Source organism: Pseudomonas sp. AO-1 (genome assembly GCF_019775695.1).
In the GTDB taxonomy this organism is placed as follows: Bacteria; Pseudomonadota; Gammaproteobacteria; order Pseudomonadales; family Pseudomonadaceae; genus Aquipseudomonas; species Aquipseudomonas parakoreensis.
This window is the reverse complement of sequence record NZ_CP079947.1, coordinates 5,294,857-5,320,310: the sequence shown is the minus strand read 5'-3', so window position 1 is coordinate 5,320,310 and position 25,454 is coordinate 5,294,857. Positions and strand designations below refer to the sequence as shown.

The window sequence follows — 25,454 nt, the reverse complement described above, 5'->3', positions numbered from 1 at the left end:
TCATGGCCAATCTGCGTATTGCGCTGGTGGCGGGCGAAGCTTCCGGGGATATTTTGGGCGCCGGTCTGATGCGCGCCCTCAAGGCGCAACATCCGGCAGTCGAGTTCATCGGTGTCGGCGGTCCGTTGATGCAGGCCGAAGGCCTGACGTCGTATTTCCCCATGGAGCGCCTGTCGGTCATGGGGCTCGTGGAGGTGCTCGGTCGGCTGCGCGAGTTGCTCAAGCGCCGCAAGGACCTGATCGCTACGCTGATCGCCGAGAAGCCGGACGTGTTCATCGGCATCGATGCCCCGGATTTCAACCTCAATATCGAACTCAAGCTGCGTCAGGCCGGGATCAAGACCGTGCACTACGTCAGCCCGTCGGTGTGGGCATGGCGTCAGAAGCGTGTGCTGAAGATTCGCGAAGGCTGCGATCTGATGCTCACCCTGTTGCCATTTGAAGCAAAATTCTACGAAGAGAAGGGCGTGCCGGTGCGGTTCGTCGGTCATACGCTGGCCGATACCATTCCGCTGCAGGCCGATCGCACCGCAGCGCGTGCCGAACTCGGTTTGTCCGACGGTCCGCTGGTGGCGTTGATGCCCGGCAGTCGCGGTGGTGAAGTCGGCCGTCTCGGGGCACTGTTCCTTGATACGGCCGAGCGTCTCCGGGCCATGCGCCCGGGGCTGCGCTTCGTCATCCCGTGCGCCAATGCCGAGCGTCGCGCGCAACTCGAAGCGTTGCTGGTGGGCCGAGACTTGCCGGTGACCCTGCTCGATGGCAAATCCCATCTGGCGCTCGCGGCGTGCAACGCGGTGCTGATCGCCTCCGGCACGGCGACGCTCGAGGCGTTGCTGTACAAGCGGCCGATGGTCGTTGCGTATCGCCTGGCACCGCTGACGTTCTGGATTCTCAAGCGCATGGTCAAGAGCCCGTACGTGTCCTTGCCCAACCTGTTGGCCCAGCGTCTGTTGGTGCCAGAGTTGTTGCAGGATGATGCGACGGTCGAGGCGCTGGCCCAGACCCTGTCGCCGTTGATCGACGGCGGCGAAGAGCAGACCCGGGGCTTCGACGAGATTCACCGCACGTTGCGGCGGGACGCTTCCAATCAGGCGGCGGATGCCGTCCTCAACCTGATCGGTCGGAAACAATGAGCAAGACGATGCAAATGGGCCTGGATTTCACATTGGTCGCTGAAGTCGAAGAACTGGTGGCCGGTGTCGACGAAGTCGGTCGTGGTCCGTTGTGCGGCGCGGTGGTGACGGCGGCGGTGATCCTCGATCCAAACCGGCCGATCCTTGGTCTCAACGACTCGAAGAAGCTCACCGAGGCCCGGCGCGAGAAGCTTTACGACGAGATCATCGAGAAATCCCTGAGCTGGTGCATCGCCCGCGCCGAAGTCGAGGAAATCGACGAGCTGAACATTCTGCACGCGACCATGCTCGCCATGCAGCGCGCGGTGGCCGGGCTGCATGTGCAGCCGAAACTGGCGATGATCGACGGTAATCGTTGTCCGAAACTGCCGATGCGCGCCGAAGCGGTGGTGCAGGGCGACGGCAAGGTGCCGGCCATCGCTGCCGCGTCGATTCTGGCCAAAGTCAGCCGCGACCGGGAAATGGCGGCATTCGAATTGATCTACCCGGGGTACGGCATCGGCGGCCATAAAGGCTACCCGACGCCCGTTCATCTGGAAGCGTTGGCACGGCTGGGGCCTACACCGATTCACCGGCGCTCGTTCGCCCCGGTGCGACAGGCTTACGAGGCGCTGGAAGGTCTGACGCAGGTTTAGGCGCAAGGCTGATGTTTTGTTCGAGGCCCGGTACAATCCGGGCCTTGTTGTCTCTATGTAACTGGACAGGATCACTATGCCGGCTTCATTCGTTCATCTACGCCTGCACACTGAATACTCCCTGGTCGACGGGCTGGTGCGGATCAAGCCACTGGTCAAGGCGCTGACCGGCATGAACATGCCGGCCGTGGCGGTCACCGATCAGAACAACATGTGTTCCCTGGTCAAATTCTATAAAAACGCCATGGGCGCCGGCATCAAACCGATCTGCGGCGCCGACCTGTGGCTGTCGAACAAGGATCCGGACGGGCCATTGAGCCGGATCAGTCTGTTGGTGATGAACGCCAAGGGTTATCGCAATCTCACCGAGCTGATCTCGCGCGGCTTCATCGACGGCCAGCGTAACGGCATGATCATCATCGAGCGCGAATGGGTCGCCGAGGCCAACGAAGGCCTGATCATGCTGTCCGCCGCGAAGGAAGGCGAGATCGGCATGGCCATGATTGGCGGTAACCCGGCCGAAGCCGAGACCTTGGCGCGCGAGTGGATGGCGGTGTTCCCTGACCGTTTCTATCTGGAAATCCAGCGCACCAATCGCCCCAACGACGAAGAGCAATTGCACGGCGCCGTGGCCCTGGCCGACAAGCTCGGCGCGCCGCTGGTGGCGACCAACGATGTGCGCTTCATCAAGCAGGAAGACTTTGCTGCCCACGAAACCCGCGTGTGCATCGGTGAGGGCCGCGCCCTCGACGATCCGCGGCGCTCGAAGAATTACAGCGATCAGCAGTACCTGAAAAGCGCCGAGGAAATGGCCGAGCTGTTCAGTGACATTCCCGACGCGATCGAAAACACCGTCGAGATTGCCAAGCGTTGCAATATCGACGTGAAGCTGGGCAAGCACTTCCTGCCCGACTACCCGATTCCCGATGGCATGACCATCGACGAATACTTCCGCAAGGTGTCGTTCGACGGTCTGGAAGACCGCCTCAGCGTACTGCTGCCCAAGGACACCACCGAAGACTATGAGGCCAAGCGTCAGGTCTACGTCGACCGGCTGAATTTCGAGCTGGATATCATCATCCAGATGGGCTTCCCCGGTTACTTCCTGATCGTGATGGACTTTATCCAGTGGGCCAAGAACAACGGCGTGCCGGTGGGCCCGGGCCGTGGGTCGGGTGCCGGATCGCTGGTGGCCTATGTGCAGAAGATTACTGACCTCGACCCGCTGGAATACGATCTGCTGTTCGAACGTTTCCTTAACCCGGAACGGGTCTCGATGCCCGACTTCGACGTCGACTTCTGCATGGACGGTCGTGACCGGGTGATCGACTACGTGGCCGAGAAATACGGTCGCAACGCGGTAAGCCAGATCATCACCTTCGGCTCCATGGCCGCCAAGGCGGTGGTGCGCGACGTGGCGCGAGCCCAGGGCAAGTCATTCGGCCTGGCGGATCGTCTGTCGAAGATGATTCCGTTCGAAGTCGGCATGACCCTGGAAAAAGCCTACGAGCAGGAGGAGATCCTGCGCGACTTCATCAAGGTCGATGAGGAAGCGGCGGAAATCTGGGAGATGGCGCGCAAGCTCGAGGGCGTGGTGCGTAACGTCGGCAAGCACGCCGGTGGTGTGGTAATCGCCCCGACCAAGCTGACCGATTTCTCGCCGATCTATTGCGACGAGGCCGGCGATGGCCTGGTGACCCAGTTCGACAAGGACGACGTTGAGGCGGCCGGTCTGGTGAAGTTCGACTTCCTCGGCTTGCGGACCCTGACGATCATCGACTGGGCGCTGAAAACCATCAACCGCGACCGCGCCAAGGTCAACGAGCCGCCGCTGGACATCGCGTTCATCCCGCTGGATGACAAACCGACTTATCAGCTGCTGCAAAAAGCTGAAACCACCGCGGTGTTCCAGCTCGAATCCCGGGGCATGAAAGAGCTGATCAAAAAGCTCAAGCCTGACTGCCTCGAAGACTTGATCGCACTGGTGGCCCTGTTCCGTCCGGGCCCACTGCAATCGGGCATGGTGGATGACTTCATCAACCGTAAGCACGGTCGCGCCGAATTGGCTTATCCGCACCCGGATTACCAGTATGAAGGCCTGCAACCGGTACTGGCGCCGACGTACGGCATCATCCTGTATCAGGAACAGGTGATGCAGATCGCCCAGGTCATGGCCGGTTACACCCTCGGTGGTGCGGACATGCTGCGTCGGGCGATGGGTAAGAAGAAACCCGAAGAAATGGCCAAGCAGCGCGGCGGTTTCATTGAAGGTTGTGCGTCGAACAATATCGATGCGGATCTGGCCGGTAACATTTTTGACCTGGTGGAGAAATTCGCCGGTTACGGCTTCAACAAGTCCCACTCCGCCGCTTACGGCCTGGTGTCGTACCAGACCGCTTGGCTGAAAGCCCATTACCCGGCGCCGTTCATGGCGGCGGTGCTTTCGGCGGATATGCACAACACCGACAAGGTCGTGACCTTGATCGAGGAAGTGCGCACGATGAAGCTGCGCCTCGACGCGCCGGACGTGAACACTTCGGAGTTCAAGTTCACGGTGAACGACGAAGGCCGCATCGTATACGGTCTGGGCGCGATCAAAGGTGTCGGTGAAGGCCCGGTGGAAGCGATCACCGAGGCCCGTCAGGCCGGTCCATTCAAGGATCTGTTCGACTTCTGTGCCCGGGTCGACCTCAAGCGCATCAACAAACGCACGCTGGACGGTTTGATCCGCAGCGGTGCGCTGGATCGTCTCGGCCCGTACTTCCACGATGAGCAAAAGGCCTATCAGGCCAACATCGACCGCAACCGCGCCGTCCTGCTGGCGGCGATGGAAGAGGCAATCAAGTCGGCCGAGCAGACCGCGCGCACCCGCGACAGCGGTCATGCCGACCTGTTCGGCGGGCTGTTCGTCGAGGAAGATGCCGACGTCTACGCGACGCACCGCAAGGCCAAGGAGCTGACCCTCAAGGAACGCCTTAAAGGTGAGAAAGACACTCTGGGCCTGTACCTGACCGGTCATCCGATCGACGAGTACGAAGGCGAGATTCGCCGTTTCGCCCGGCAGCGCATCATCGACCTGAAACCGGCTCGCGACACGCAAACCGTGGCCGGGATGATCATTGCCCTGCGCGTGATGAAGAACAAAAAGGGCGACAAGATGGGCTTCATCACCCTCGATGACCGCTCGGGACGGATCGAGGCCTCGCTGTTTGCCGATGCGTTCCATTCTGCGCAGTCGCTGTTGCAGACCGACGCGATGGTGGTGGTCGAAGGCGAAGTCAGCAACGACGACTTCTCCGGCGGCCTGCGCCTGCGGGTGAAGCGGGTGATGAGCATGGAGGATGCACGGACCAATCTGGCCGAAAGCCTGCGCTTGAAGCTGCACACTCAGGATTTGAAAGGCGATCAGCTACGCTGGTTGGGTGAACTGCTCAAGCGTCACCGCGGGGCGTGCCCGATCACCATGGAGTACACCAGTCCCGATGCGAAGACCTTGCTGCAGTTCGGCGAGACCTGGCGAATCGACCCGGCAGATGCGTTGATTCAAGCCCTGCGTGACCAGTTCGGGCGAGACAACGTCTTCCTCCAATACCGTTGACCGGCAAGTGCCATCATTGCGCTTGCCCACAACCTGAATTTTTAATCTCGACCTCAGCGCGCCTCTCCCTTAAGGTAGGGCGCGAATAGACAACCGGCCGGCCCAAGCTCATTTGGGACACGACCCAAGACGGACGCCTATGAACCCGAATTTTCTAGATTTCGAACAGCCGATCGCCGACCTGCAAGCCAAGATCGAAGAGTTGCGCTTGGTCGGTAATGACAATTCGCTGAATATCGGCGATGAGATCTCCCGCCTGCAGGACAAGAGCCGCACGCTGACCGAAGACATCTTTGGCAAGCTGACCAGCTGGCAGATCGCTCGCCTGGCGCGCCACCCGAAACGCCCGTACACCCTTGATTACATCGAGCACATCTTCACCGAGTTCGACGAACTGCACGGTGACCGTCACTTCTCCGACGACGCCGCCATTGTGGGTGGCGTGGCCCGTCTGGAAGACCAGCCAGTGATGGTCATCGGTCACCAGAAGGGTCGCGAAGTGCGCGAGAAGGTGCGCCGCAACTTCGGTATGCCGCGTCCGGAAGGCTACCGCAAGGCTTGCCGTCTGATGGAAATGGCCGAGCGTTTCAAGATGCCGATCCTGACCTTCATCGACACCCCGGGCGCCTACCCGGGTATTGACGCCGAAGAGCGCAACCAGAGCGAGGCCATCGCCTGGAACCTGCGCGTGATGGCGCGCCTGAAAACCCCGATCATCGCCACCGTGATCGGTGAAGGTGGTTCCGGCGGTGCGTTGGCGATCGGTGTTTGCGATCAGTTGAACATGCTGCAGTACTCGACCTACGCGGTGATCTCGCCGGAAGGTTGTGCTTCGATCCTGTGGAAAACCGCCGAAAAAGCGCCGGACGCTGCCGAGGCGATGGGCATCACCGCCGAGCGCCTGAAAGGTCTGGGTATCGTCGACAAGGTGATCGGCGAGCCACTGGGCGGCGCCCATCGTGATCCGGCGGCTGCCGCTGCGTCGATCCGCGCCGAGCTGAGCTCGCAGCTGGCGATGCTGAAGAAGTTCGACAACGAAGCGCTGCTCAAGCGTCGTTACGATCGTCTGATGAGCTACGGTCTCTAACTCGACTGCGCAGTACCCCTGTAGGAGCTGCCGCAGGCTGCGATCTTTTGATTTTGCTGTATCAAGATCAAAAGATCGCAGCCTGCGGCAGCTCCTACAGGGTTCTTTATTAAGCGACCCTCTCTATGAATTCTTCGAAGAGTGATTTGCCGTCGCGACTTATGTCGAGCCTTGAGCCTTGGCGCAATGCCGCTCACTGGCGTATCGCCTTCTCCGGTGGTCTCGATTCCACCGTCCTGCTGCATCTGCTGGCCCATCTCGCCAGACACCATTCCCTGCCGGCGCTCAGCGCCATCCATATCCATCACGGCCTTCAGGCTGCGGCCGATGCGTGGCCGGAACATTGTCAGTCGGTCTGTGATGCGCTGGGCGTTTCTTTGCAAGTGATTCGGGTGTCAGTACAACCCGGCGCCAGTCTGGAGCGGGCAGCGCGGGAGGCGCGTTATGCGGCGTTCACCTCGCTGACCGAGGCGGATGAGGTGCTGCTGACCGGGCAACACCGTGATGATCAGGCCGAAACCCTGTTGTTTCGCCTGATGCGCGGTGCCGGCGTTCGCGGACTTTCGGCAATGCCGGCGCAGCGGCCGTTGGGGCAGGGCACGCTGTTGCGGCCTCTTCTCGATGTCACGCGTGCCGAGCTTGAGGCGTACGCCCGTGCGCATCAGTTGCACTGGATCGAAGATCCGTCGAACGAAGACCGGCAGTTCTCCCGCAACTACTTGCGTCATCAGGTGCTGCCGCTGCTCACCGCGCGCTGGCCGCAAGCGCAGGCGAACATGGCGCGCAGCGCGGCGCACCTGCGTGAGGCGCAAGGCCTGCTCGATGAGCTGGCGCAGCTCGATCTGGCACACGCCGCCACGCCGAGCGGGTTTCCATGGCTGGCTCTGCCGTCGCTGGAGCTGGCGCCGCTGGCGAAGTTGTCCGCCGCTCGTCAGCGCAATGCACTCAGCCACTGGCTCGCACCGCTGACCCGCCTGCCCGACACTGACCATTGGTCGGGTTGGAATGACCTGTGCGGCGCTGCCAGCGATGCATCCCCGGTCTGGCGTCTGGCCGATGGCGAACTGCATCGCAGCGCAGGTCGGATATGGTGGTTGAACGGCGACTGGCTGCGCGCGCCCGCGGTCAGCGTTGACTGGCATGACCCATCGATGCCGCTACCCTTGGCGAATAACGGGCGTGTCATGTTCAGCGGGCAGACTCCCATCGGGCCGTTGCGGATTGGCTATCGACAGGGCGGCGAAGTGATGGACCTGGCCGATCGTGGGCACCGCGATCTCAAGCGCCTGCTCAATGAGCGCGCGGTGCCGGGCTTCGTCCGTGGCAGATTGCCGCTGCTGTTTCGCGGCGCAGAATTGCTCGCCGTGGCGAACCTGCCGGGCCTTGACGGGCAGGGGGCGGACGGCTGGAAATTGCATTGGCAGCCAACAGACGAAGATCAAGGTTTGAGATGAAAGGGGCATTCCGGTAGACTACGCTCCCTTCTTGATACAACTTCTGTGGATTCGCCTGAATTGCAGGAGTTGCCGATTACCAAGCAGTCTTTGCTGGGCGATTCCAAAAAATGTGTAGCGAGCAACGTACCGGTGTTTCATCTGCCGGTCTGTCCCAACGCGGCGGTTTTTTTGAAAGGTGCACTGTGATTAATGCAGGTGATCGGGGGCTTCGGCCTTCCTTCGCTTTCCCCGGCGGCTCGTACCGCTTTAACGCAGACTTCTAGGGTTTTTCATGACGCGCTACATATTCGTCACGGGCGGTGTTGTTTCTTCATTGGGGAAAGGCATTGCCTCGGCTTCATTGGCGGCCATCCTGGAGGCGCGGGGGCTTAAGGTCACCATGCTTAAGCTGGATCCGTACATCAACGTCGACCCGGGCACCATGAGCCCGTTCCAGCACGGTGAAGTGTTCGTCACCCACGACGGCGCCGAGACCGACCTGGACCTGGGCCACTACGAGCGGTTCATCCGCACGACCATGACCCAGAACAACAACTTCACCACCGGCCGTGTCTACGAGCACGTGCTGCGCAAAGAGCGCCGTGGTGATTACCTGGGTGCAACCATCCAGGTGATTCCGCACATCACCGACGAAATCAAGCGTCGCATCATCAAGGGTGCCGGTGATGCCGACGTGGCCCTGGTGGAAATCGGCGGTACCGTTGGCGACATCGAATCGCAACCGTTCCTCGAAGCCATCCGTCAACTGCGTGTGGAAGTCGGTTCCAAGCGCGCGATGCTGATGCACCTGACCCTGGTTCCGTACATCGCCACCGCTGGCGAGACCAAGACCAAGCCAACCCAGCACTCGGTTAAAGAGCTGCGTTCGATCGGCCTGCAGCCTGACGTGCTGATCTGCCGCTCCGACCATCCGGTGGATGTGTCGTCGCGTCGCAAGATCGCGCTGTTCACCAACGTTGAAGAGCGTGCGGTGATCTCCCTGGAAGACGTCGATACCATCTACAAGATCCCGGCCGTGCTGCACGCCCAGGGTCTGGACGATTTCGTCGTCGAGCGTTTCGGCCTGCAATGCAATGGCGCCGACCTGTCCGAGTGGGAAAAGGTCGTCGATGCCAAGCTCAATCCAGAGCACGAAGTGACCATCGCGATGGTCGGCAAGTACATGGAGCTGCTGGACGCCTACAAGTCGCTGATCGAAGCGATGAGTCACGCCGGCATCACCAACCGTACCAAGGTCAACCTGCGTTACATCGATTCCGAAGACATCGAGAACCAGGGCACTGCGCTGCTCGAAGGCGTTGACGCGATCCTCGTTCCGGGCGGCTTCGGTCTGCGCGGCGTGGAAGGCAAGATCACGGCCGTTCAGTACGCTCGTGAAAACAAGGTTCCTTACCTGGGTATCTGCCTGGGCATGCAAGTGGCGGTCATCGAGTTCGCCCGTAACGTGCTGGGCTGGAAAGACGCCAACTCCACCGAGTTCGATCGCGCCAGCGGCCATCCGGTCGTGGGCCTGATCACCGAGTGGGAAGATGCCACCGGCGCGGTTGAAGTGCGTACCGAAGCGTCCGATCTGGGCGGCACCATGCGCCTCGGCGCTCAGGAATGCCTGCTCGAAGCCGGCTCCAAGGTGCACGACTGCTATGGCAAGGACGTGATTGTTGAACGTCACCGTCACCGCTACGAAGTGAACACCAACCTGCTGCCACAGATCATCGAAGCCGGCCTGAAAATCTCCGGTCGCTCCGCTGACGCCGCGCTGGTTGAAGTGGTCGAAGCGCCGGATCATCCATGGTTCGTCGCTTGCCAGTTCCACCCGGAGTTCACCTCGACGCCTCGTGACGGTCACCCGCTGTTCAGCGGTTTCGTAAAAGCAGCGTTGGCTCAACACCAGAAGAAGGCGTAACCCGATGGCACAGAAGATCATCCGCGTCGGCGACATCGAGATTGCCAACGACAAACCCATGGTGCTGTTCGGCGGCATGAACGTGCTGGAAAGCCGCGACATGGCCATGCAGGTTTGCGAGGAGTACGTGAAGGTCACCGAGAAACTCGGTATCCCCTACGTGTTCAAGGCCAGCTTCGACAAGGCCAACCGCTCTTCTGTGACCTCGTATCGCGGCCCTGGCCTGGAAGAAGGCATGCGCATCTTCCAGGACATCAAGCAAGCCTTCGGCGTGCCGATCATCACCGACGTCCACGAGCCTGATCAGGCCGCGGTCGTCGCTGAAGTCTGCGACATCATCCAGCTGCCGGCCTTCCTGTCGCGTCAGACCGATCTGGTCGTCGCGATGGCCAAGACCAACGCGGTGATCAACATCAAGAAAGCCCAGTTCCTCGCGCCTCAGGAAATGAAACACATCCTGAACAAGTGTGTGGAAGCGGGTAACGATCAATTGATCCTCTGCGAGCGTGGTTCGAGCTTCGGCTACAACAACCTCGTGGTCGACATGCTCGGCTTCGGCATCATGAAGCAGTTCGAGTACCCGGTATTCTTCGACGTGACCCACTCGCTGCAAATGCCTGGCGGTCGTTCCGACTCCGCCGGCGGTCGCCGCGCCCAGGTCACCGATCTGGCCAAGGCGGGCATGAGCCAGTCGCTGGCCGGTCTGTTCCTCGAAGCGCATCCGGATCCGGACAACGCCAAATGCGACGGCCCTTGCGCCTTGCGTCTGGACAAACTGGAGCCATTCCTGGCCCAGCTCAAAGCCCTGGACGAACTGGTGAAGAGTTTTCCGACGGTAGAAACCGCGTAACGCTCATTTCTCCGGTAAAGTACCGCACGATTTGTCGCACATGCCCTCGGGCATGTGCGTTGTCGTCTGCAAGCTGCCCGCTGCACACCACTTGCCGACGGTAAAAAGATTTCCTCTAGCTGCGTCGTTTTCGTCAACTTTGGAGTGTTTACAACAATGGCAAAAATCGTCGACATCAAAGGTCGTGAAGTCCTCGACTCCCGTGGCAATCCCACCGTGGAAGCGGACGTGCTTCTCGACAACGGCATCATCGGCAGCGCTTGCGCGCCGTCCGGTGCATCCACTGGCTCGCGTGAAGCGCTCGAGCTGCGTGATGGCGACAAGAGCCGTTACCTGGGCAAAGGTGTGCTCAAGGCGGTAGCCAACATCAACGGTCCGATCCGCGATCTGCTGCTGGGCACTGACCCAAGCGACCAGAAAGCCCTCGACCACGCGATGATCAAGCTCGACGGTACCGAAAACAAGGCAACTCTGGGCGCCAACGCCATCCTCGCCGTGTCCCTGGCTGCGGCCAAGGCGGCTGCACAGGACCAGGACCTGCCGCTGTACGCACACATCGCCAACCTGAACGGCACCCCGGGTGTGTACTCGATGCCGGTGCCGATGATGAACATCATCAACGGTGGCGAGCATGCCGATAACAACGTCGACATCCAGGAATTCATGGTGCAGCCGGTTGGCGCCAAGACCTTCTCGGAAGGTCTGCGCATGGGCACCGAGATTTTCCATCACCTCAAAGCCGTGCTGAAGGCCCGTGGCCTGAGCACCGCCGTTGGCGACGAAGGCGGTTTCGCACCGAACCTGGCGTCCAACGAAGACGCGTTGAAAGTGATCTCCGAAGCCGTGGCCAACGCCGGTTACAAACTGGGCACCGACGTGACCCTGGCGCTGGACTGCGCCGCGAGCGAGTTCTTCGAAGACGGCAAGTACAACCTGTCCGGCGAAGGCCAGGTGTTTACCGCTGAAGGTTTCGCCGATTATCTGAAAGGCCTGACCGAACGTTATCCGATCATCTCGATCGAAGACGGTCTGGACGAGTCCGACTGGGCTGGCTGGAAAATCCTCACCGACAAGATTGGCGAGAAAACCCAACTGGTCGGCGACGACCTGTTCGTGACCAACACCAAGATCCTGAAAGAAGGCATCGATAAAAAGATCGCCAACTCGATCCTGATCAAGTTCAACCAGATCGGCACCCTGACCGAAACCCTGGAAGCCATCCAGATGGCCAAGGCCGCCGGTTACACCGCCGTGATCTCGCACCGTTCGGGCGAAACCGAAGATTCGACGATTGCCGACCTGGCCGTGGGCACCTCGGCTGGCCAGATCAAGACCGGTTCGCTGTGCCGTTCCGACCGCGTTTCCAAGTACAACCAACTGCTGCGTATCGAAGAGCAGTTGAATGGCAAAGCCAAGTACAACGGTCGCGCCGAGTTCCGCGGTTAAGCTGTAGATGGTAAAAAGACACCGGATTGTGTCGGAAAAGTCGTGACAGCGATGGATTTGCCACTAATCTGATGCCTTATATGCACAAGCCTGGATCTTCCAGGCTTCGTGCTATCAGACGTTTCAAAGTTTTCGCGTGGCTGTCTTTTTTCACTGGATACCTGATATTCGATGCGCAGTCCTTACTGGTTGTTTCTCGTTTTGCTCTTGCTGCTGGCCGGTCTGCAGTACCGCCTGTGGGTGGGCAATGGCAGTCTGGCGCAGGTCGCCGAGCTGAAGCAGCAGATTGCTGATCAGCACGCCGAGAACGAAGGCCTGCTGGAGCGCAATCGGGTGATGGATGCTGAAGTCAGCGAGTTGAAAAAAGGCATGGAGACCGTTGAAGAGCGGGCTCGCCATGAGCTGGGCATGGTCAAGGACGGTGAAACCCTTTACCAGCTCGCGCAATGATCGATTCCCTGCCGGCCTTCTGGGCCGTGATTCCTGCCGCGGGCGTCGGTGCCCGAATGGCTGCGGACCGTCCCAAGCAATACCTGCAACTGGGCGGACGGACAATTCTCGAACACAGCCTCGGCTGTTTCCTTGATCACCCAAGCCTCAAGGGGCTGGTGGTCAGTCTGGCTGTTGATGATCCTTATTGGCCGCACCTTGCGTGCGCCAACGACTCGCGGATTCAGCGGGTCGAGGGCGGCGCGGAGCGTTCCGGGTCGGTGCTCAATGCCTTGCTGCATTTGCATGCGCAAGGTGCCGACGATGAAGACTGGGTGCTGGTGCACGATGCCGCGCGCCCGAATCTGAGCCGTGACGATCTCGACAAATTGCTGGCTGAGCTGGCGGACGATGCCGTCGGTGGTCTGCTGGCCGTGCCGGCGCGCGACACCTTGAAGCGGGTCGACAAGCACGGTCGTGTGGTGGAAACCGTGGATCGCAGCGTGATCTGGCAAGCCTACACACCGCAGATGTTCCGCCTCGGTGCCTTGCATCGGGCGTTGGCTGACAGTCTGGTGGCGGATGCGGTGATTACCGATGAAGCCTCGGCGATGGAGTGGGCTGGTCTGGCACCGCGTTTGATCGAAGGGCGGGCGGACAACCTTAAAGTCACCCGGCCGGAAGATCTGGAGTGGTTGCGTCAGCGTTGGGCTAACCGCCGCTGAAAGATCAAAGGATCGCAGCCTGCGGCAGCTCCTACAGGGAGTTCGCGGTTTCCCTGTAGGAGCTGCCGCAGGCTGCGATCTTTTGCTTTTAAATTCGATACTCCGGCCGCTCGGCCAACCCTTCCTTCAAGAAATCCACCAGCTTGCGCACCTTCGGCGACAGATGCCGCTGCTGCGGATATAACGCCCACACCGCCGTATTCGGCGGCTGATGCGCCTCCAGCAACGAAATCAGTGCCCCGCTGTGCAAATGCTCGAGCACGTAGTAGTCCGGCAACTGACACAGGCCGACCCCTTGCAGCGCCGCATCCAGTACCGCCTGCCCACTGTTGCAGCGCCAGTTTCCCTGAACACGTTGGGAAAATTCCCGCCCGTTCTGTTCCAGTTGCCACAGATCCGAGCTGCCGATCAGGCAATTGTGGCGGCTCAGTTCCGACAAACTGTGTGGGCGGCCATACCGTTCCACGTAGGACGGAGACGCGCACAGATACATCCGGCGCGGCGCCAGGCGAGTGGCGACCAATCGCGAATCCTGTAACCGGCCCAATCGGATCGCCAGATCCAGCCCCTCATGCACCAGGTCGAGCTGGCGGTTGGTTAACTCGATGTCGACGCGCAATTGCGGATATTGCCCCATGAAACGTGTCACCAGCGGCACGATGAACCGCTCGCCATAGGCCACGGCACAGGTCATGCGCAGCATGCCTTTGGGCTCGCTGGTCAGGTCGCCAACCGCGCGCAGGGCTTCTTCGCGACCGTCCTGCAGGCGTTGGCAATGCTGCAGAAAAGTTTGTCCGGCTTCGGTCAACGTCACGCGGCGGGTACTGCGATAGAGCAGACGCGTCTGCAAGCGCTCTTCCAGTCGTACGATTTGTCGACTGATGTGCGAGGACGAAACCCCAAGACGCTCTGCTGCGGCGGTGAATTGGCTGCATTCGGCAACGGCGACGAACTCGTCGATGCCTTCCCAACGATTTTCCGACATCGGGATTATCCCTGTATGGCAATAATGTTTTGCTTTGGTCCGGATTATTCATCAGATCGCGCTGTACTACACTGCCGGTCTGGTTTTTTTAATCAATGGATTCACTGGAGAGTCAGCATGATCAAGTCGCGCGCCGCCGTTGCCTTCGAGGCCAAGAAGCCGCTGGAAATCGTAGAAGTCGATGTGGCCATGCCCAAGGCCGGTGAAGTGTTGCTGCGCGTGGTGGCTTCCGGGGTTTGCCACACTGACGCCTACACCCTGTCCGGCGCAGATCCGGAAGGCATCTTCCCGTCGATCCTTGGCCACGAAGGTGGCGCAATCGTTGAAGCGATCGGCGAGGGCGTCACCTCGGTCGCCGTCGGTGACCACGTGATTCCGCTGTACACCCCGGAATGCGGCCAGTGCAAATTCTGTAAGTCGGGCAAGACCAACCTGTGTCAGGCGATTCGCGCTACTCAGGGCAAAGGTCTGATGCCGGACGGCACTTCGCGCTTTTCCTACAAGGGCCAAACGATTTTCCACTACATGGGTACTTCGACCTTCTCGGAATACACCGTACTGCCGGAAATCTCCGTGGCGAAAATCGCCAAGGACGCGCCGCTGGAAAAGGTCTGCCTGCTCGGTTGCGGCGTGACCACCGGTATCGGTGCGGTGATCAACACCGCCAAGGTCAAGCCGGGTGACACCGTGGCGATTTTCGGTCTGGGCGGCATCGGTCTGTCGGCCGTCATTGGTGCGGTGAAAGCCAAGGCTGGGCGGATCATTGCCATCGACATCAACCCGGCCAAGTTCGAAATCGCCAAGCAATTGGGTGCCACCGATTGCGTCAATCCGAAAGATTTCGATCGTCCGATCCAGGAAGTGATCGTCGACATGACCGACGGCGGCGTCGACTTCTCCTTCGAGTGCATCGGCAACGTGCAACTGATGCGCGCTGCGCTGGAGTGCTGCCACAAGGGCTGGGGCGAGTCGGTGATCATCGGCGTGGCCGGTGCCGGTCAGGAGATTTCGACCCGTCCATTCCAATTGGTGACCGGGCGCGTCTGGCGCGGTTCGGCATTTGGCGGCGTACGTGGCCGTACCGAGTTGCCAAGCTACGTCGACATGGCACAGAGCGGCGAGATCCCGCTGGATACCTTCATTACCCACACCATGGGTCTGGAAGACATCAACAAGGCCTTCGATCTGATGCACGAAGGCAAGAGCATCCGCACCGTCATTCATTTCTGATCAATCGCGACGTCCCGGCTACAGATCTTGAAGGGTTTGTAACCGGGGCCGCGTAGGAGTCTTTACATGAGTCTGGAAAACATCTCCTGTCAGAAAAGTTTCGGCGGCTGGCACAAGCGCTATCGCCATCGTTCCGATGTGCTTGGTTGCGACATGGTGTTTGCCGTGTACCTGCCGCCGCAAGCGGAGCAGGGCGGCAAGTTGCCAGTGCTTTACTGGCTGTCCGGTCTGACCTGCACCGACGAGAACTTCATGCAAAAGGCCGGTGCGATGCGCATGGCCGCCGAACTCGGCCTGATCATCGTCGCGCCGGACACCAGTCCGCGCGGCCCGGATGTGCCGGGTGATCCGGATGGCGCCTGGGATTTCGGCCTCGGCGCCGGGTTCTACCTGAATGCCACGCAGGAACCGTGGTCGCGGCACTATCGGATGCATGACTATGTCGTGCAGGAATTGCCTTCATTGGTTGAAGCGCATTTCCCGGCGTCGGACAAACGCAGCATCAGCGGCCATTCCATGGGCGGCCACGGCGCTTTGGTTTGTGCGCTGCGCAATCCGGGGCGTTACCAGTCGGTCTCGGCGTTTTCGCCGATCAACAATCCGATGGATTGCCCATGGGGACAGAAGGCGTTCTCGCGTTATCTGGGTGAAGACCGTTCGAAGTGGAAAGAATGGGATGCCTGCGCGCTGATTGCCGAGGCCGGCGAAAAACTGCCGTTACTGGTCGATCAGGGTGATCGCGACGACTTCCTCGAAAACCAGCTCAAGCCCGAAGCCCTGCAACAAGCGGCAAAACAAGCGGGTCATCCGCTGACGTTGCGCCTGCAACCGGGCTACGACCACAGCTATTTCTTCATCTCAAGCTTCATAGATGACCACTTGCAGCATCACGCACGCGCCCTGCGCGGTTAATGCAGGTAGAATCACGCCCTGACAAAAATCGGGGCGTTTTTTTATGCGTATTGGCCACGGCTACGATGTGCACCGTTTCGCTGAAGGCGATTTCATTACTCTGGGCGGCGTGCGCATTGCTCACAGCTTCGGGCTGCTCGCTCACTCCGACGGTGACGTCCTGCTGCACGCCTTGAGCGATGCCTTGCTCGGCGCGGCCGCGCTGGGTGATATCGGCAAACACTTTCCGGACACTGACCCGCAATTCAAGGGCGCCGACAGCCGCGTGCTGCTGCGTCATGTGGTCGCGCTGATCCACGCCAAGGGCTGGAAAGTCGGCAACGTCGACAACACCATCGTCGCCCAGGCACCGAAAATGGCCCCGCATATCGAAGCGATGCGAGCGTTGATCGCCGCCGATCTGCAAGTTGAACTGGATCAAGTGAACGTGAAAGCTACCACCACCGAAAAGCTCGGCTTTGTCGGTCGCGAAGAAGGCATCGCCGTGCATTCCGTTGCCTTGTTGCTGCGCGCATGAACGAACTGCAACTGCTCGGCCCGCGCGCCTATGGCGAACCCCTCGGCACTGCGGTTCTGAAAGCCATCGCCGAAGATTTTCAGGTCGATGAAGTGCTCGACATCCCGTTCAGCGGCGATGGCGAACACCTGTGGATCTGGGTGGAAAAACGCGGTCTGAACACCGAAGAGGCAGCGCGGCGGATTGCCAAGGCGGCTGGCGTGCCGTTGCGCACCGTCAGTTATGCCGGGCTCAAGGATCGTCAGGCGCTGACCCGTCAGTGGTTCAGCGTGCAACTGCCGGGCAAGGCCGACCCGGATCTGTCGGCGGCGGAAAACGACACGCTGAAGATCCTCAAGACCACGCGCCACAAACGCAAGCTGCAACGCGGCGCGCATTCGGCCAACGGTTTCACCTTGCGCCTGACCCAGTTCGCCGGCGACAAGGACGCAATCGAGCAGCGTCTGCAACTGATCGCCAGGCAAGGCATTCCCAATTATTTCGGTGCCCAGCGTTTCGGCCATGATGGCGGCAACGTCGTCGATGCGCGTGCGTGGGCGGCGCGCAAGGCATTGCCGGAGCAGCGCAATGTGCGCTCGCGGCTGCTGTCGACGGCGCGCAGTTTTCTGTTCAATCAAGTGCTGGCGGCGCGGGTGGCCGATGGCACCTGGCAGCAGGCGCAAGTCGGCGATCTGCTGGCGTTCACCGACAGCCGCAGTTTTTTCCCGGCCGGTGAGGCCGAATGCAGCGATCCGCGCCTGGCGATTCTCGACCTGCACCCGACGGGCCCGCAGTGGGGCGAAGGTGACTCACCGGCCGCCGGCGCTGTCCATGATCTGGAGCAGGGGATTGCCGAGCGTGAGGCGGATCTGCGCGATTGGCTGATCAATGCCGGAATGAGCCACGAACGTCGCATTCTGCGGCTGCCCATTGGCGGGTTGTCGTGGCATTATCCCCAGCCTGACATTCTGCAACTGGAATTCGTCCTCCCGGCCGGATGCTTCGCCACCGTATTGGTGCGCGAACTCGTTGATCTGGTGCCGGTGGGGCAGACGGACAGCCCATGCGTATTCTGATTTCTAACGACGATGGGGTAACCGCACCCGGTCTCGCCGCGCTTTATGCTGCGCTGGCGGATTACACCGAATGCGTGGTTATCGCCCCGGAGCAGGACAAAAGCGGCGCCAGCAGTTCGCTGACGCTCGACCGTCCGCTGCACCCGCAATACCTGGCCAATGGTTTCATCAGCCTCAACGGAACACCGACCGACTGCGTGCATCTGGGCCTCAACGGCCTGCTGGAGCGCGAGCCGGACATGGTGGTTTCCGGGATCAATCTCGGTGCCAATCTGGGCGATGACGTGCTGTATTCCGGCACGGTGGCAGCAGCCCTCGAAGGGCGCTTTCTTGAGCGCCCTTCGTTTGCGTTTTCGCTGTGTTCGCGCCAGGTGGACAACCTGGCGACAGCTGCACATTTCGCGCGCAAACTGGTCGAGGCCCATGCCGGGCTGGACCTGCCACCGCGCACGGTGCTGAACGTGAACATTCCCAATCTGCCGATCGACCATATTCGTGGCATTCAACTGACCCGTCTGGGCCATCGCGCCCGCGCCGCAGCACCCATGAAAGTGGTCGACCCGCGTGGCAAGGCCGGTTACTGGATTGCCGCTGCCGGCGATGCCGAAGACGGCGGGCCAGGCACCGACTTTCATGCAGTGATGCAGGGCTACGTTTCCATTACCCCGCTGCAGCTCGATCGCACCTTCAACGATGCCTTCAGGCATCTCGACGGCTGGCTGGAGGGACTGCGCTAATGGCTCGTGAACACGAAGACAGACTGCGCAGCGGCATCGGCATGACGTCGCAGCGTACGCGCGAACGTCTGATCCAGCGCCTCTATGAAGAAGGCCTGTCCAACGCCAAGGTGCTGGAAGTGATCCGCCGTACGCCGCGTCATCTGTTTGTCGATGAAGCGCTGGCGCACCGTGCCTATGAAGATACCGCGCTGCCGATTGGCCACAACCAGACCATCTCCCAGCCTTATATGGTGGCGCGCATGAGCGAGCTGCTGCTGGAGGCCGGGCCTTTGGACAAGGTGCTGGAAATCGGTACCGGTTCGGGCTATCAGACGGCGGTGCTGTCGCAACTGGTTGAGCGGGTGTTCTCGGTCGAGCGCATCAAGGTCCTGCAGGACCGGGCAAAGGAACGCCTGGTCGAGCTGAACCTGCGCAACGTGGTGTTCCGCTGGGGCGATGGCTGGGAAGGCTGGCCGGCGCTGGCGCCGTACAACGGCATCATCGTCACCGCAGTCGCGACTGACGTTCCGCAGGCGTTGCTCGATCAACTGGCACCGGGCGGGCGGATGGTGATTCCGGTCGGCTCCGGAGAAGTGCAGCAACTGATGCTGATCGTGCGTGAAGAACACGGCTTTTCCCGTCACGTGCTGGGGGCGGTGCGTTTCGTGCCATTGCTCAATGGTCCGTTGGCCTGAGCATTTATTTGCGCGCGCTGAATTCCTTGCGCTGGCCTGTGTCTTACACCGGCAGCGAAGGTTTAAACGCCACCAATTGCCCAAGGGCAAACGTGTGCGTGAAGCGTTTTCGCATCTTTAACGGTAAAGCCCATTCGGCCCGTTATACTTGCGACACTACTTGCCGCGATTCGGCATTCCACATATTTCAGCCACCACAAAGGGAGCGGCGGGTGAGTCTCACAGTCATTGCGCAGCGTATGGGTAACACGAGCTTTCAGCGCCTGGTGACTGGCCTTGTATTGAGCACCTTGCTGGTCGGTTGCTCCAGCACCAAATCGAGCAATGTGCGGGTGGTCGATCGCAACAGTGCGGCGGCTCAACGCCCTGCGGTAACGACCGGGCAGTACGTAGTCCGTCCGGGCGATACGCTGTTTTCCATCGCTTTTCGCTACGGCTGGGACTACAAAGCCCTCGCGGCCCGGAACAATATTCCTACGCCGTATACGATCCACCCGGGTCAGACAATTCGCTTTGATGGCCGCACCGGCTCAACGCCGACGGCGGTGGTCAGCAACAGCAGCTCTTCGCCGTCTTCGTCGAGCAAAACCACGGTAATCCGGCGTCAGGCGAATGGCACGACAACCACGACGGTGACCGGTTCCGGCGCCGGCTCTGCGGGGGCTGCACCGTCCGTCGCCAGCAAACCGGCCCCGGCTCCGCTGCCTCCACCGGGGCCAGCCCCGACCGGCTGGGGATGGCCATCTAATGGCATTCTGATTGGAAAATTCTCTTCAAACGGTAGTTTGAATAAAGGAATTGATATCGCCGGAGATTTGGGACAGCCTGTTTTAGCTGCGTCTGATGGGACGGTGGTTTACGCCGGGAGTGGCTTAAGGGGCTACGGCGAATTAGTCATCATCAAACACAGCGAAACCTACGTCAGTGCTTACGGACATAACCGCAGGCTGTTGGTACGGGAGGGGCAGCAGGTCAAAGTCGGACAGACAATTGCCGAAATGGGGTCAACGGGTACAGACCGGGTGAAACTGCATTTTGAGATTCGCCGACAAGGTAAACCTGTAGATCCGCTGCAGTTCCTGCCCAGACGTTGATTTGAGGCCAGCCTGTTCCGTCGCGTAGAGGGGACAGGCTCCAGCGCTGCCAAGGATAAAGGCGTCGCTTGAGCTTGGGGTCGAACTCACCAAAGGACTATAACAATGGCTCTCAGTAAAGAAGTGCCGGAGTTTGACATCGACGATGAGGTTCTCCTTATGGAGGCCGGCATCGATTCGGAATCTTCGATGTCGAATGATGAAGGGGCTGCTCCACCTTCCGTTCGTTCCAAATCCAAACACTCCGCTTCACTTAAACAACACAAGTACATCGACTACACTCGGGCACTCGATGCCACGCAGCTGTATCTCAACGAAATCGGCTTTTCACCACTGCTCTCCCCGGAGGAAGAAGTTCATTTTGCGCGTCTGTCGCAAAGTGGCGACCCTGCCGGGCGCAAGCGCATGATTGAAAGTAACCTGCGGCTGGTCGTGAAGATCGCCCGGCGTTATGTCAATCGGGGGCTGTCGCTGCTGGATCTGATCGAAGAGGGCAACCTCGGTTTGATCCGCGCGGTGGAAAAGTTCGATCCCGAGCGCGGCTTCCGCTTCTCGACCTACGCCACCTGGTGGATTCGTCAGACCATCGAGCGTGCGATCATGAATCAGACCCGGACCATCCGGCTGCCGATCCATGTGGTCAAGGAGCTCAACGTGTACCTGCGGGCCGCACGCGAGCTGACGCAAAAGCTCGATCACGAACCTTCACCCGAAGAAATCGCCAACCTGCTGGAAAAACCGGTGGGCGAGGTCAAGCGCATGCTCGGCCTGAACGAGCGGGTTTCTTCGGTCGATGTCTCGCTGGGTCCGGATTCGGATAAAACCCTGCTGGACACCCTGACGGATGACCGTCCGACCGATCCATGCGAACTGCTGCAGGATGACGACCTGTCGCAGAGCATCGATCAATGGCTCTCGGAACTGACCGACAAACAGCGCGAGGTGGTCGTACGCCGCTTCGGTTTGCGCGGCCATGAGAGCAGCACGCTGGAAGACGTAGGCCTGGAGATCGGCCTGACCCGGGAACGGGTGCGGCAGATCCAGGTGGAGGGCCTCAAGCGCCTTCGCGAAATCCTCGAGAAGAATGGCCTGTCGAGCGAGTCGCTGTTTCAGTAAGCGTCTCTGACAACCGCCCATAAAAAGCCCCGACTGGTTCGGGGCTTTTTTATTGCTCGGATATCGGCTGAAGACGGTCTGTGGCGAGGGAGCTTGCTCCCGCTTGAGTGCGCAGCGCTCATGAATCTCAGGGGTGGCTGCGCAACCCGGCGGGAGCAAGCTCCCTCGCCACATCGTTCATTGCCGGACAAATGGTCAGCATTTCCATCGTTTGTAGTCTCGCGACGTAAGCCTTGGCTTACTCTCTCGTAAGCGTTCCCTATTTTTGCAGGACGGTAGACGTCGATTGCTCACGGTTAACGTATTTAAGTAATTGATTTTAAAGCTTATTTAATAATATGAAGTGCTTATGACAGCGATCTTCAGCCTTTGGGGCCGATTGCTCTCGGCAGGGAACTCTCTAATATCGGCACTGTGTCGACGGACAGACACGCCCTTCAAGGAAGAGGGGAACGGACATCGCAGGACGCGATTCATCAGGACGATGAAAAGGAATACAGGGAATAGGGAAAAAATGTGGGCGGGTCAAACCGCCCCTTTTTTTGCCTGTAGAAAAGTGAAACCCGCAAAAGCAAAAAGGCCCGCAAGGGGCCTTTTCGTAACGCGCGACAGATCAGCGTTCGAGGTCTTTGATCTTGCCTTTGACGCCATCCCACTCTTCGGCATCCGGCAGCGATTCTTTCTTCTCGGTGATGTTCGGCCAGATTTCAGCCAATTCAACGTTCAGCTGAATGAACTCCTGCATCTCTTCCGGAACTTCGTCCTCGGAGAAAATCGCGACGGCCGGGCATTCCGGTTCGCACAGGGCGCAGTCGATGCACTCGTCCGGGTGAATCACCAGGAAGTTCGGGCCTTCGTAAAAGCAGTCCACCGGACAGACTTCTACGCAGTCGGTGTACTTGCACTTGATGCAGTTGTCGGTGACGACGAAGGTCATTTCTAATTTTCTCCTCAGGCGGCGGCAGCGTAGCCCCTTCACGGTTGGGGTCGCCAGGTTCGGGAGCGATGTCTGCCAGCCAGGCTATTAACCGGCAGCATCCCGAACCGCGCGAGATTCTAACAGCTTGAAGCCGTTTGCGTTATATCCGGTTCTTTGCTGCTTAGATCCGGTTCTTAAGTGCATATAACAATTCGAGTGCTCGACGCGGGGTCAGGTCATCGAGATCCACTTTCGCCAATTCGTCCAGTACCGGATGCGGCAGGCTGGCAAACATGTCGCTTTGCTGAGGGGCCGCCGGTTTGCCTTTGATGGCAGGCTTCGGCGCTTCGTGCGGCAATGCGGTGTCTTCCAGTCGGCTCAGATGCTCACGGGCACGCACGATGACTTCGCTCGGTACGCCGGCCAGTTGCGCCACGGCCAGGCCGTAGCTTTGGCTGGCAGGTCCCGGCAAGACGTGGTGCAGGAACACGATGCGCTCGTTGTGCTCGGTCGCGTTGAGGTGCACGTTGGCCACCAGCGGCTCGGCTTCCGGCAACACGGTCAGTTCGAAATAGTGTGTGGCAAATAAAGTATAGGCACGCAGATGTGCCAGGCGCTCGGCAGCGGCCCATGCCAGCGACAGACCGTCGAAGGTGCTGGTGCCGCGACCGACTTCGTCCATCAGCACCAGACTGCGTTCGGTGGCGTTGTGCAGGATGTTGGCGGTTTCGCTCATCTCGACCATGAAGGTCGAACGGCCGCCGGCCAGGTCGTCGCTGGAGCCGATCCGGGTGAAGATCCGGTCCACCAGCGACAACTCGCAACTGGCCGCCGGGACAAAACTGCCGATATGCGCCAGCAGCACGATCAATGCGGTTTGGCGCATGTAGGTGGATTTACCACCCATGTTCGGGCCGGTGATTACCAGCATCCGGGTGTTGTCATCCAGGCTCAGGTCGTTGGCCACGAACGGCGTGGTCAGCACCTGCTCAACCACCGGGTGACGCCCCTGGGTGATGCGCATGCACGGCTCGCTGACGAAACGCGGGCAGTTCAGGTCAAGGTTCAGCGCACGTTCGGCAAGGTTGCTCAGCACGTCCAGTTCGGCCAGCGCGCCGGCCGTGTCCTGCAGCGGTGGCAGTTGGCTGATCAGATCTTCCAGCAACGCCTCGTAGAGCATTTTCTCACGGGCGAGGGCACGGCTCTTGGCTGACAGCGCCTTGTCCTCGAATTCTTTCAGCTCGGGCGTGATGAAACGCTCGGCGCCCTTGAGCGTCTGGCGCCGGATGTAATCGGCTGGAGCCGATTCGGCTTGCTTGCTCGGCAGTTCGATGAAGTAGCCGTGAATGCGGTTGTAGCCGACTTTCAGGTTGGCCAGACCGGTACGGGCCTTTTCCCGGGCTTCCAGATCGATGAGGAACTGGCCGGCGTTTTCGCTCAACGACTGCAGCTCGTCGAGTTCGCTGTCGTAACCGGTTTTCAGCACGCCGCCGTCGCGGATCACCGCAGGCGGGTTGTCGATAATGGCTTTTTCCAGCAGCGCCGCCAGTTCCGGGTAGGTGCTGGTGGTGGCTGCCAGGCGCTGCAGGTGCGGCGCTTCCAGGTCGGTCATCGCCACTTGCAGTTGCGGCAGGGCACCGAGGGCATCGCGCAGGCGAGCGAGGTCACGGGGGCGCGCGTTGCGCAGGCCGATCCGCGCCAGAATCCGCTCGATGTCGCCGATTTCCTTGAGCTGCGGCTGCAGCTTTTCGAAGCGGTAGCCGTCGAGCAGGCAAGTGATCGAGGTCTGCCGCGCCAGCAGCACAGTCAAATCACGCAGCGGACGGTTCAGCCAACGGGTCAGCAGGCGGCTGCCCATCGCGGTCTGGCAACGATCGACCACCGATTGCAACGTGTTGTCGCGACCGCCAGCCAGGTTGGTATCGAGTTCGAGGTTGCGGCGGCTCGCGCCGTCGAGCACCACGGTGTCGTCCAGACGCTCATGACGCAGGCTGCGCAGATGGGGCAGGGCGGTGCGCTGGGTTTCCTTGGCATAGGCCAGCAAGCAACCAGCGGCGCCGATGGCCAGGGTCAGGGTTTCGCAACCGAAGCCTTTCAGGTCTTGTGTGGAAAACTGCTGGCAGAGACTTTTCAACGCCGAATCGCGCTCGAAATCCCACGGCGCGCGACGACGCACACCACGGCGTTTTTCCGCCGGCAGGTCTTTCGGCCAATCGTCCGGGATCAGCAGTTCCACCGGGTTGACTCGCTCCAGTTCCGCCAGCAGGTTCTCCCAGCCCTTGATCTCCAGCACAGTGAAGTTGCCGCTGGTGATGTCCAGCACTGCCAGACCGAACAGGCGCTCATCGCCCAGCACCGCTGCGATCAGGTTGTCGCGCCGCTCATCCAGCAACGCCTCATCGCTGACCGTACCCGGGGTGATGATCCGCACCACCTGACGTTCCACCGGGCCCTTGCTGGTGGCCGGGTCGCCGACCTGCTCGCAGATCACCACCGACTCGCCGAGCTTGACCAGTTTCGCCAGGTAACCTTCCGCCGCGTGGTAAGGAATCCCGCACATCGGAATCGCTTGCCCCGCCGACTGGCCGCGCGCAGTCAGGGTAATGTCGAGCAACTTGGCAGCCTTCTTCGCATCTTCATAGAAGATCTCGTAGAAGTCGCCCATGCGATAGAACATCAGCTGATCCGGGTGCTGATTCTTCAGGCGCCAGTACTGCTGCATCATCGGGGTGTGGGAGGACAGGTCGGAGACGGCTTTATTCATCGGATTGTCAGGTAACTCGTTAAATGATGTAGGGCAAAAGCGAGGGCAACCGCCGGGCTTTTCCGCGATGGACGCAAGGTTACCATGGGCGGTCGGCTCGACGCAGGCACGACGGCCCGCTGACACTTTCTGCGTTTAATTGTGATTTATGCACGATTTATGCAAATCAGCATTTGTCTTCGGAA

21 protein-coding genes are annotated in these 25,454 nt (G+C 60.3%); 18 read left to right on the top strand and 3 right to left on the bottom strand.

What is annotated here, in order from left to right; all coding sequences use genetic code 11:
• Window positions 1-2: 2 nt before the first annotated feature.
• The 10 genes from lpxB (at window position 3) to ispD (ending at window position 13,263) form a co-directional block, all read left to right on the top strand.
• The gene (lpxB, locus tag KVQ82_RS24345; protein ID WP_222016305.1) at window positions 3-1,133 is read left to right on the top strand and encodes a lipid-A-disaccharide synthase; all 1,131 of its coding nucleotides are present in this window, start codon (window positions 3-5) and stop codon (window positions 1,131-1,133) included.
• Between the two features lie 8 nt (window positions 1,134-1,141).
• On the top strand, window positions 1,142-1,768 hold the full coding sequence (rnhB, locus tag KVQ82_RS24340) for a ribonuclease HII (RefSeq protein ID WP_025110878.1): 627 nt from the start codon (window positions 1,142-1,144) through the stop codon (window positions 1,766-1,768).
• Window positions 1,769-1,844: 76 nt separating this feature from the next.
• Entirely contained in the window at window positions 1,845-5,366 is a 3,522-nt protein-coding gene (gene dnaE / locus KVQ82_RS24335; RefSeq protein ID WP_086792161.1) for a DNA polymerase III subunit alpha, read from the top strand.
• Window positions 5,367-5,505: 139 nt separating this feature from the next.
• On the top strand, window positions 5,506-6,453 hold the full coding sequence (locus KVQ82_RS24330; protein WP_041072320.1) for an acetyl-CoA carboxylase carboxyltransferase subunit alpha: 948 nt from the start codon (window positions 5,506-5,508) through the stop codon (window positions 6,451-6,453).
• Window positions 6,454-6,578: 125 nt separating this feature from the next.
• Window positions 6,579-7,907, top strand: coding sequence for a tRNA lysidine(34) synthetase TilS (tilS, locus tag KVQ82_RS24325; protein ID WP_222016303.1), 1,329 nt, complete (start codon window positions 6,579-6,581; stop codon window positions 7,905-7,907).
• Between the two features lie 274 nt (window positions 7,908-8,181).
• Window positions 8,182-9,813, top strand: a complete 1,632-nt coding sequence (locus KVQ82_RS24320) for a CTP synthase (protein WP_222016301.1) — start codon at window positions 8,182-8,184, stop codon at window positions 9,811-9,813.
• Between the two features lie 4 nt (window positions 9,814-9,817).
• Window positions 9,818-10,663 (top strand): 3-deoxy-8-phosphooctulonate synthase, encoded by an 846-nt coding sequence (kdsA, locus tag KVQ82_RS24315; RefSeq protein WP_007954807.1) that lies wholly within the window; start codon window positions 9,818-9,820, stop codon window positions 10,661-10,663.
• 156 nt (window positions 10,664-10,819) lie between these two features.
• Window positions 10,820-12,109: a phosphopyruvate hydratase gene (gene eno / locus KVQ82_RS24310; RefSeq protein WP_041072316.1), complete on the top strand. Its 1,290-nt coding sequence runs from the start codon at window positions 10,820-10,822 to the stop codon at window positions 12,107-12,109.
• 171 nt (window positions 12,110-12,280) lie between these two features.
• Entirely contained in the window at window positions 12,281-12,559 is a 279-nt protein-coding gene (gene ftsB, locus KVQ82_RS24305; RefSeq protein WP_007964293.1) for a cell division protein FtsB, read from the top strand.
• Window positions 12,556-13,263 carry a 2-C-methyl-D-erythritol 4-phosphate cytidylyltransferase gene (gene ispD, locus KVQ82_RS24300; RefSeq protein ID WP_086792159.1) on the top strand — a complete coding sequence of 236 codons (708 nt, stop codon included), beginning with the start codon at window positions 12,556-12,558 and terminating at the stop codon, window positions 13,261-13,263. Before ftsB ends, ispD begins: the two co-directional genes overlap by 4 nt.
• Window positions 13,264-13,351: 88 nt before the next feature.
• Here the strand turns inward: ispD and KVQ82_RS24295 are convergent, their stop codons facing one another.
• A complete protein-coding gene (locus tag KVQ82_RS24295; RefSeq protein WP_041072312.1) occupies window positions 13,352-14,248 on the bottom strand; it encodes a LysR substrate-binding domain-containing protein in 897 nt (298 codons plus the stop codon).
• 117 nt (window positions 14,249-14,365) lie between these two features.
• Between KVQ82_RS24295 and KVQ82_RS24290 the strand changes: the two genes are divergently transcribed.
• The 8 genes from KVQ82_RS24290 to rpoS all read left to right on the top strand — a co-directional run bounded on the left by KVQ82_RS24290 (window position 14,366) and on the right by rpoS (window position 21,586).
• On the top strand, window positions 14,366-15,478 hold the full coding sequence (locus KVQ82_RS24290) for an S-(hydroxymethyl)glutathione dehydrogenase/class III alcohol dehydrogenase (RefSeq protein ID WP_095667387.1): 1,113 nt from the start codon (window positions 14,366-14,368) through the stop codon (window positions 15,476-15,478).
• 66 nt (window positions 15,479-15,544) lie between these two features.
• A complete protein-coding gene (fghA, locus tag KVQ82_RS24285) occupies window positions 15,545-16,390 on the top strand; it encodes an S-formylglutathione hydrolase (RefSeq protein ID WP_182403964.1) in 846 nt (281 codons plus the stop codon).
• A 43-nt stretch (window positions 16,391-16,433) separates the two neighbouring features.
• Entirely contained in the window at window positions 16,434-16,907 is a 474-nt protein-coding gene (ispF, locus tag KVQ82_RS24280; RefSeq protein ID WP_007964300.1) for a 2-C-methyl-D-erythritol 2,4-cyclodiphosphate synthase, read from the top strand.
• Window positions 16,904-17,962 carry a tRNA pseudouridine(13) synthase TruD gene (gene truD, locus KVQ82_RS24275; protein WP_098967473.1) on the top strand — a complete coding sequence of 353 codons (1,059 nt, stop codon included), beginning with the start codon at window positions 16,904-16,906 and terminating at the stop codon, window positions 17,960-17,962. Before ispF ends, truD begins: the two co-directional genes overlap by 4 nt.
• Complete coding sequence (gene surE, locus KVQ82_RS24270) at window positions 17,950-18,699, top strand: 5'/3'-nucleotidase SurE (protein ID WP_041072306.1); 750 nt, start codon at window positions 17,950-17,952, stop codon at window positions 18,697-18,699. The genes truD and surE overlap by 13 nt, the downstream gene beginning before the upstream one ends.
• A 41-nt stretch (window positions 18,700-18,740) precedes the next feature.
• A complete protein-coding gene (locus KVQ82_RS24265; RefSeq protein ID WP_169841266.1) occupies window positions 18,741-19,376 on the top strand; it encodes a protein-L-isoaspartate(D-aspartate) O-methyltransferase in 636 nt (211 codons plus the stop codon).
• A gap of 212 nt (window positions 19,377-19,588) precedes the next feature.
• Entirely contained in the window at window positions 19,589-20,470 is an 882-nt protein-coding gene (locus tag KVQ82_RS24260; protein ID WP_041072302.1) for a peptidoglycan DD-metalloendopeptidase family protein, read from the top strand.
• A 105-nt stretch (window positions 20,471-20,575) separates the two neighbouring features.
• A complete protein-coding gene (gene rpoS, locus KVQ82_RS24255) occupies window positions 20,576-21,586 on the top strand; it encodes an RNA polymerase sigma factor RpoS (RefSeq protein WP_016985073.1) in 1,011 nt (336 codons plus the stop codon).
• A gap of 613 nt (window positions 21,587-22,199) precedes the next feature.
• Here rpoS and fdxA read toward each other — a convergent pair.
• Window positions 22,200-22,523 carry a ferredoxin FdxA gene (gene fdxA / locus KVQ82_RS24250; RefSeq protein WP_007908827.1) on the bottom strand — a complete coding sequence of 108 codons (324 nt, stop codon included), beginning with the start codon at window positions 22,521-22,523 and terminating at the stop codon, window positions 22,200-22,202.
• 163 nt (window positions 22,524-22,686) lie between these two features.
• Window positions 22,687-25,269: a DNA mismatch repair protein MutS gene (gene mutS, locus KVQ82_RS24245; protein ID WP_041072297.1), complete on the bottom strand. Its 2,583-nt coding sequence runs from the start codon at window positions 25,267-25,269 to the stop codon at window positions 22,687-22,689.
• Window positions 25,270-25,454 lie beyond the last annotated feature (185 nt).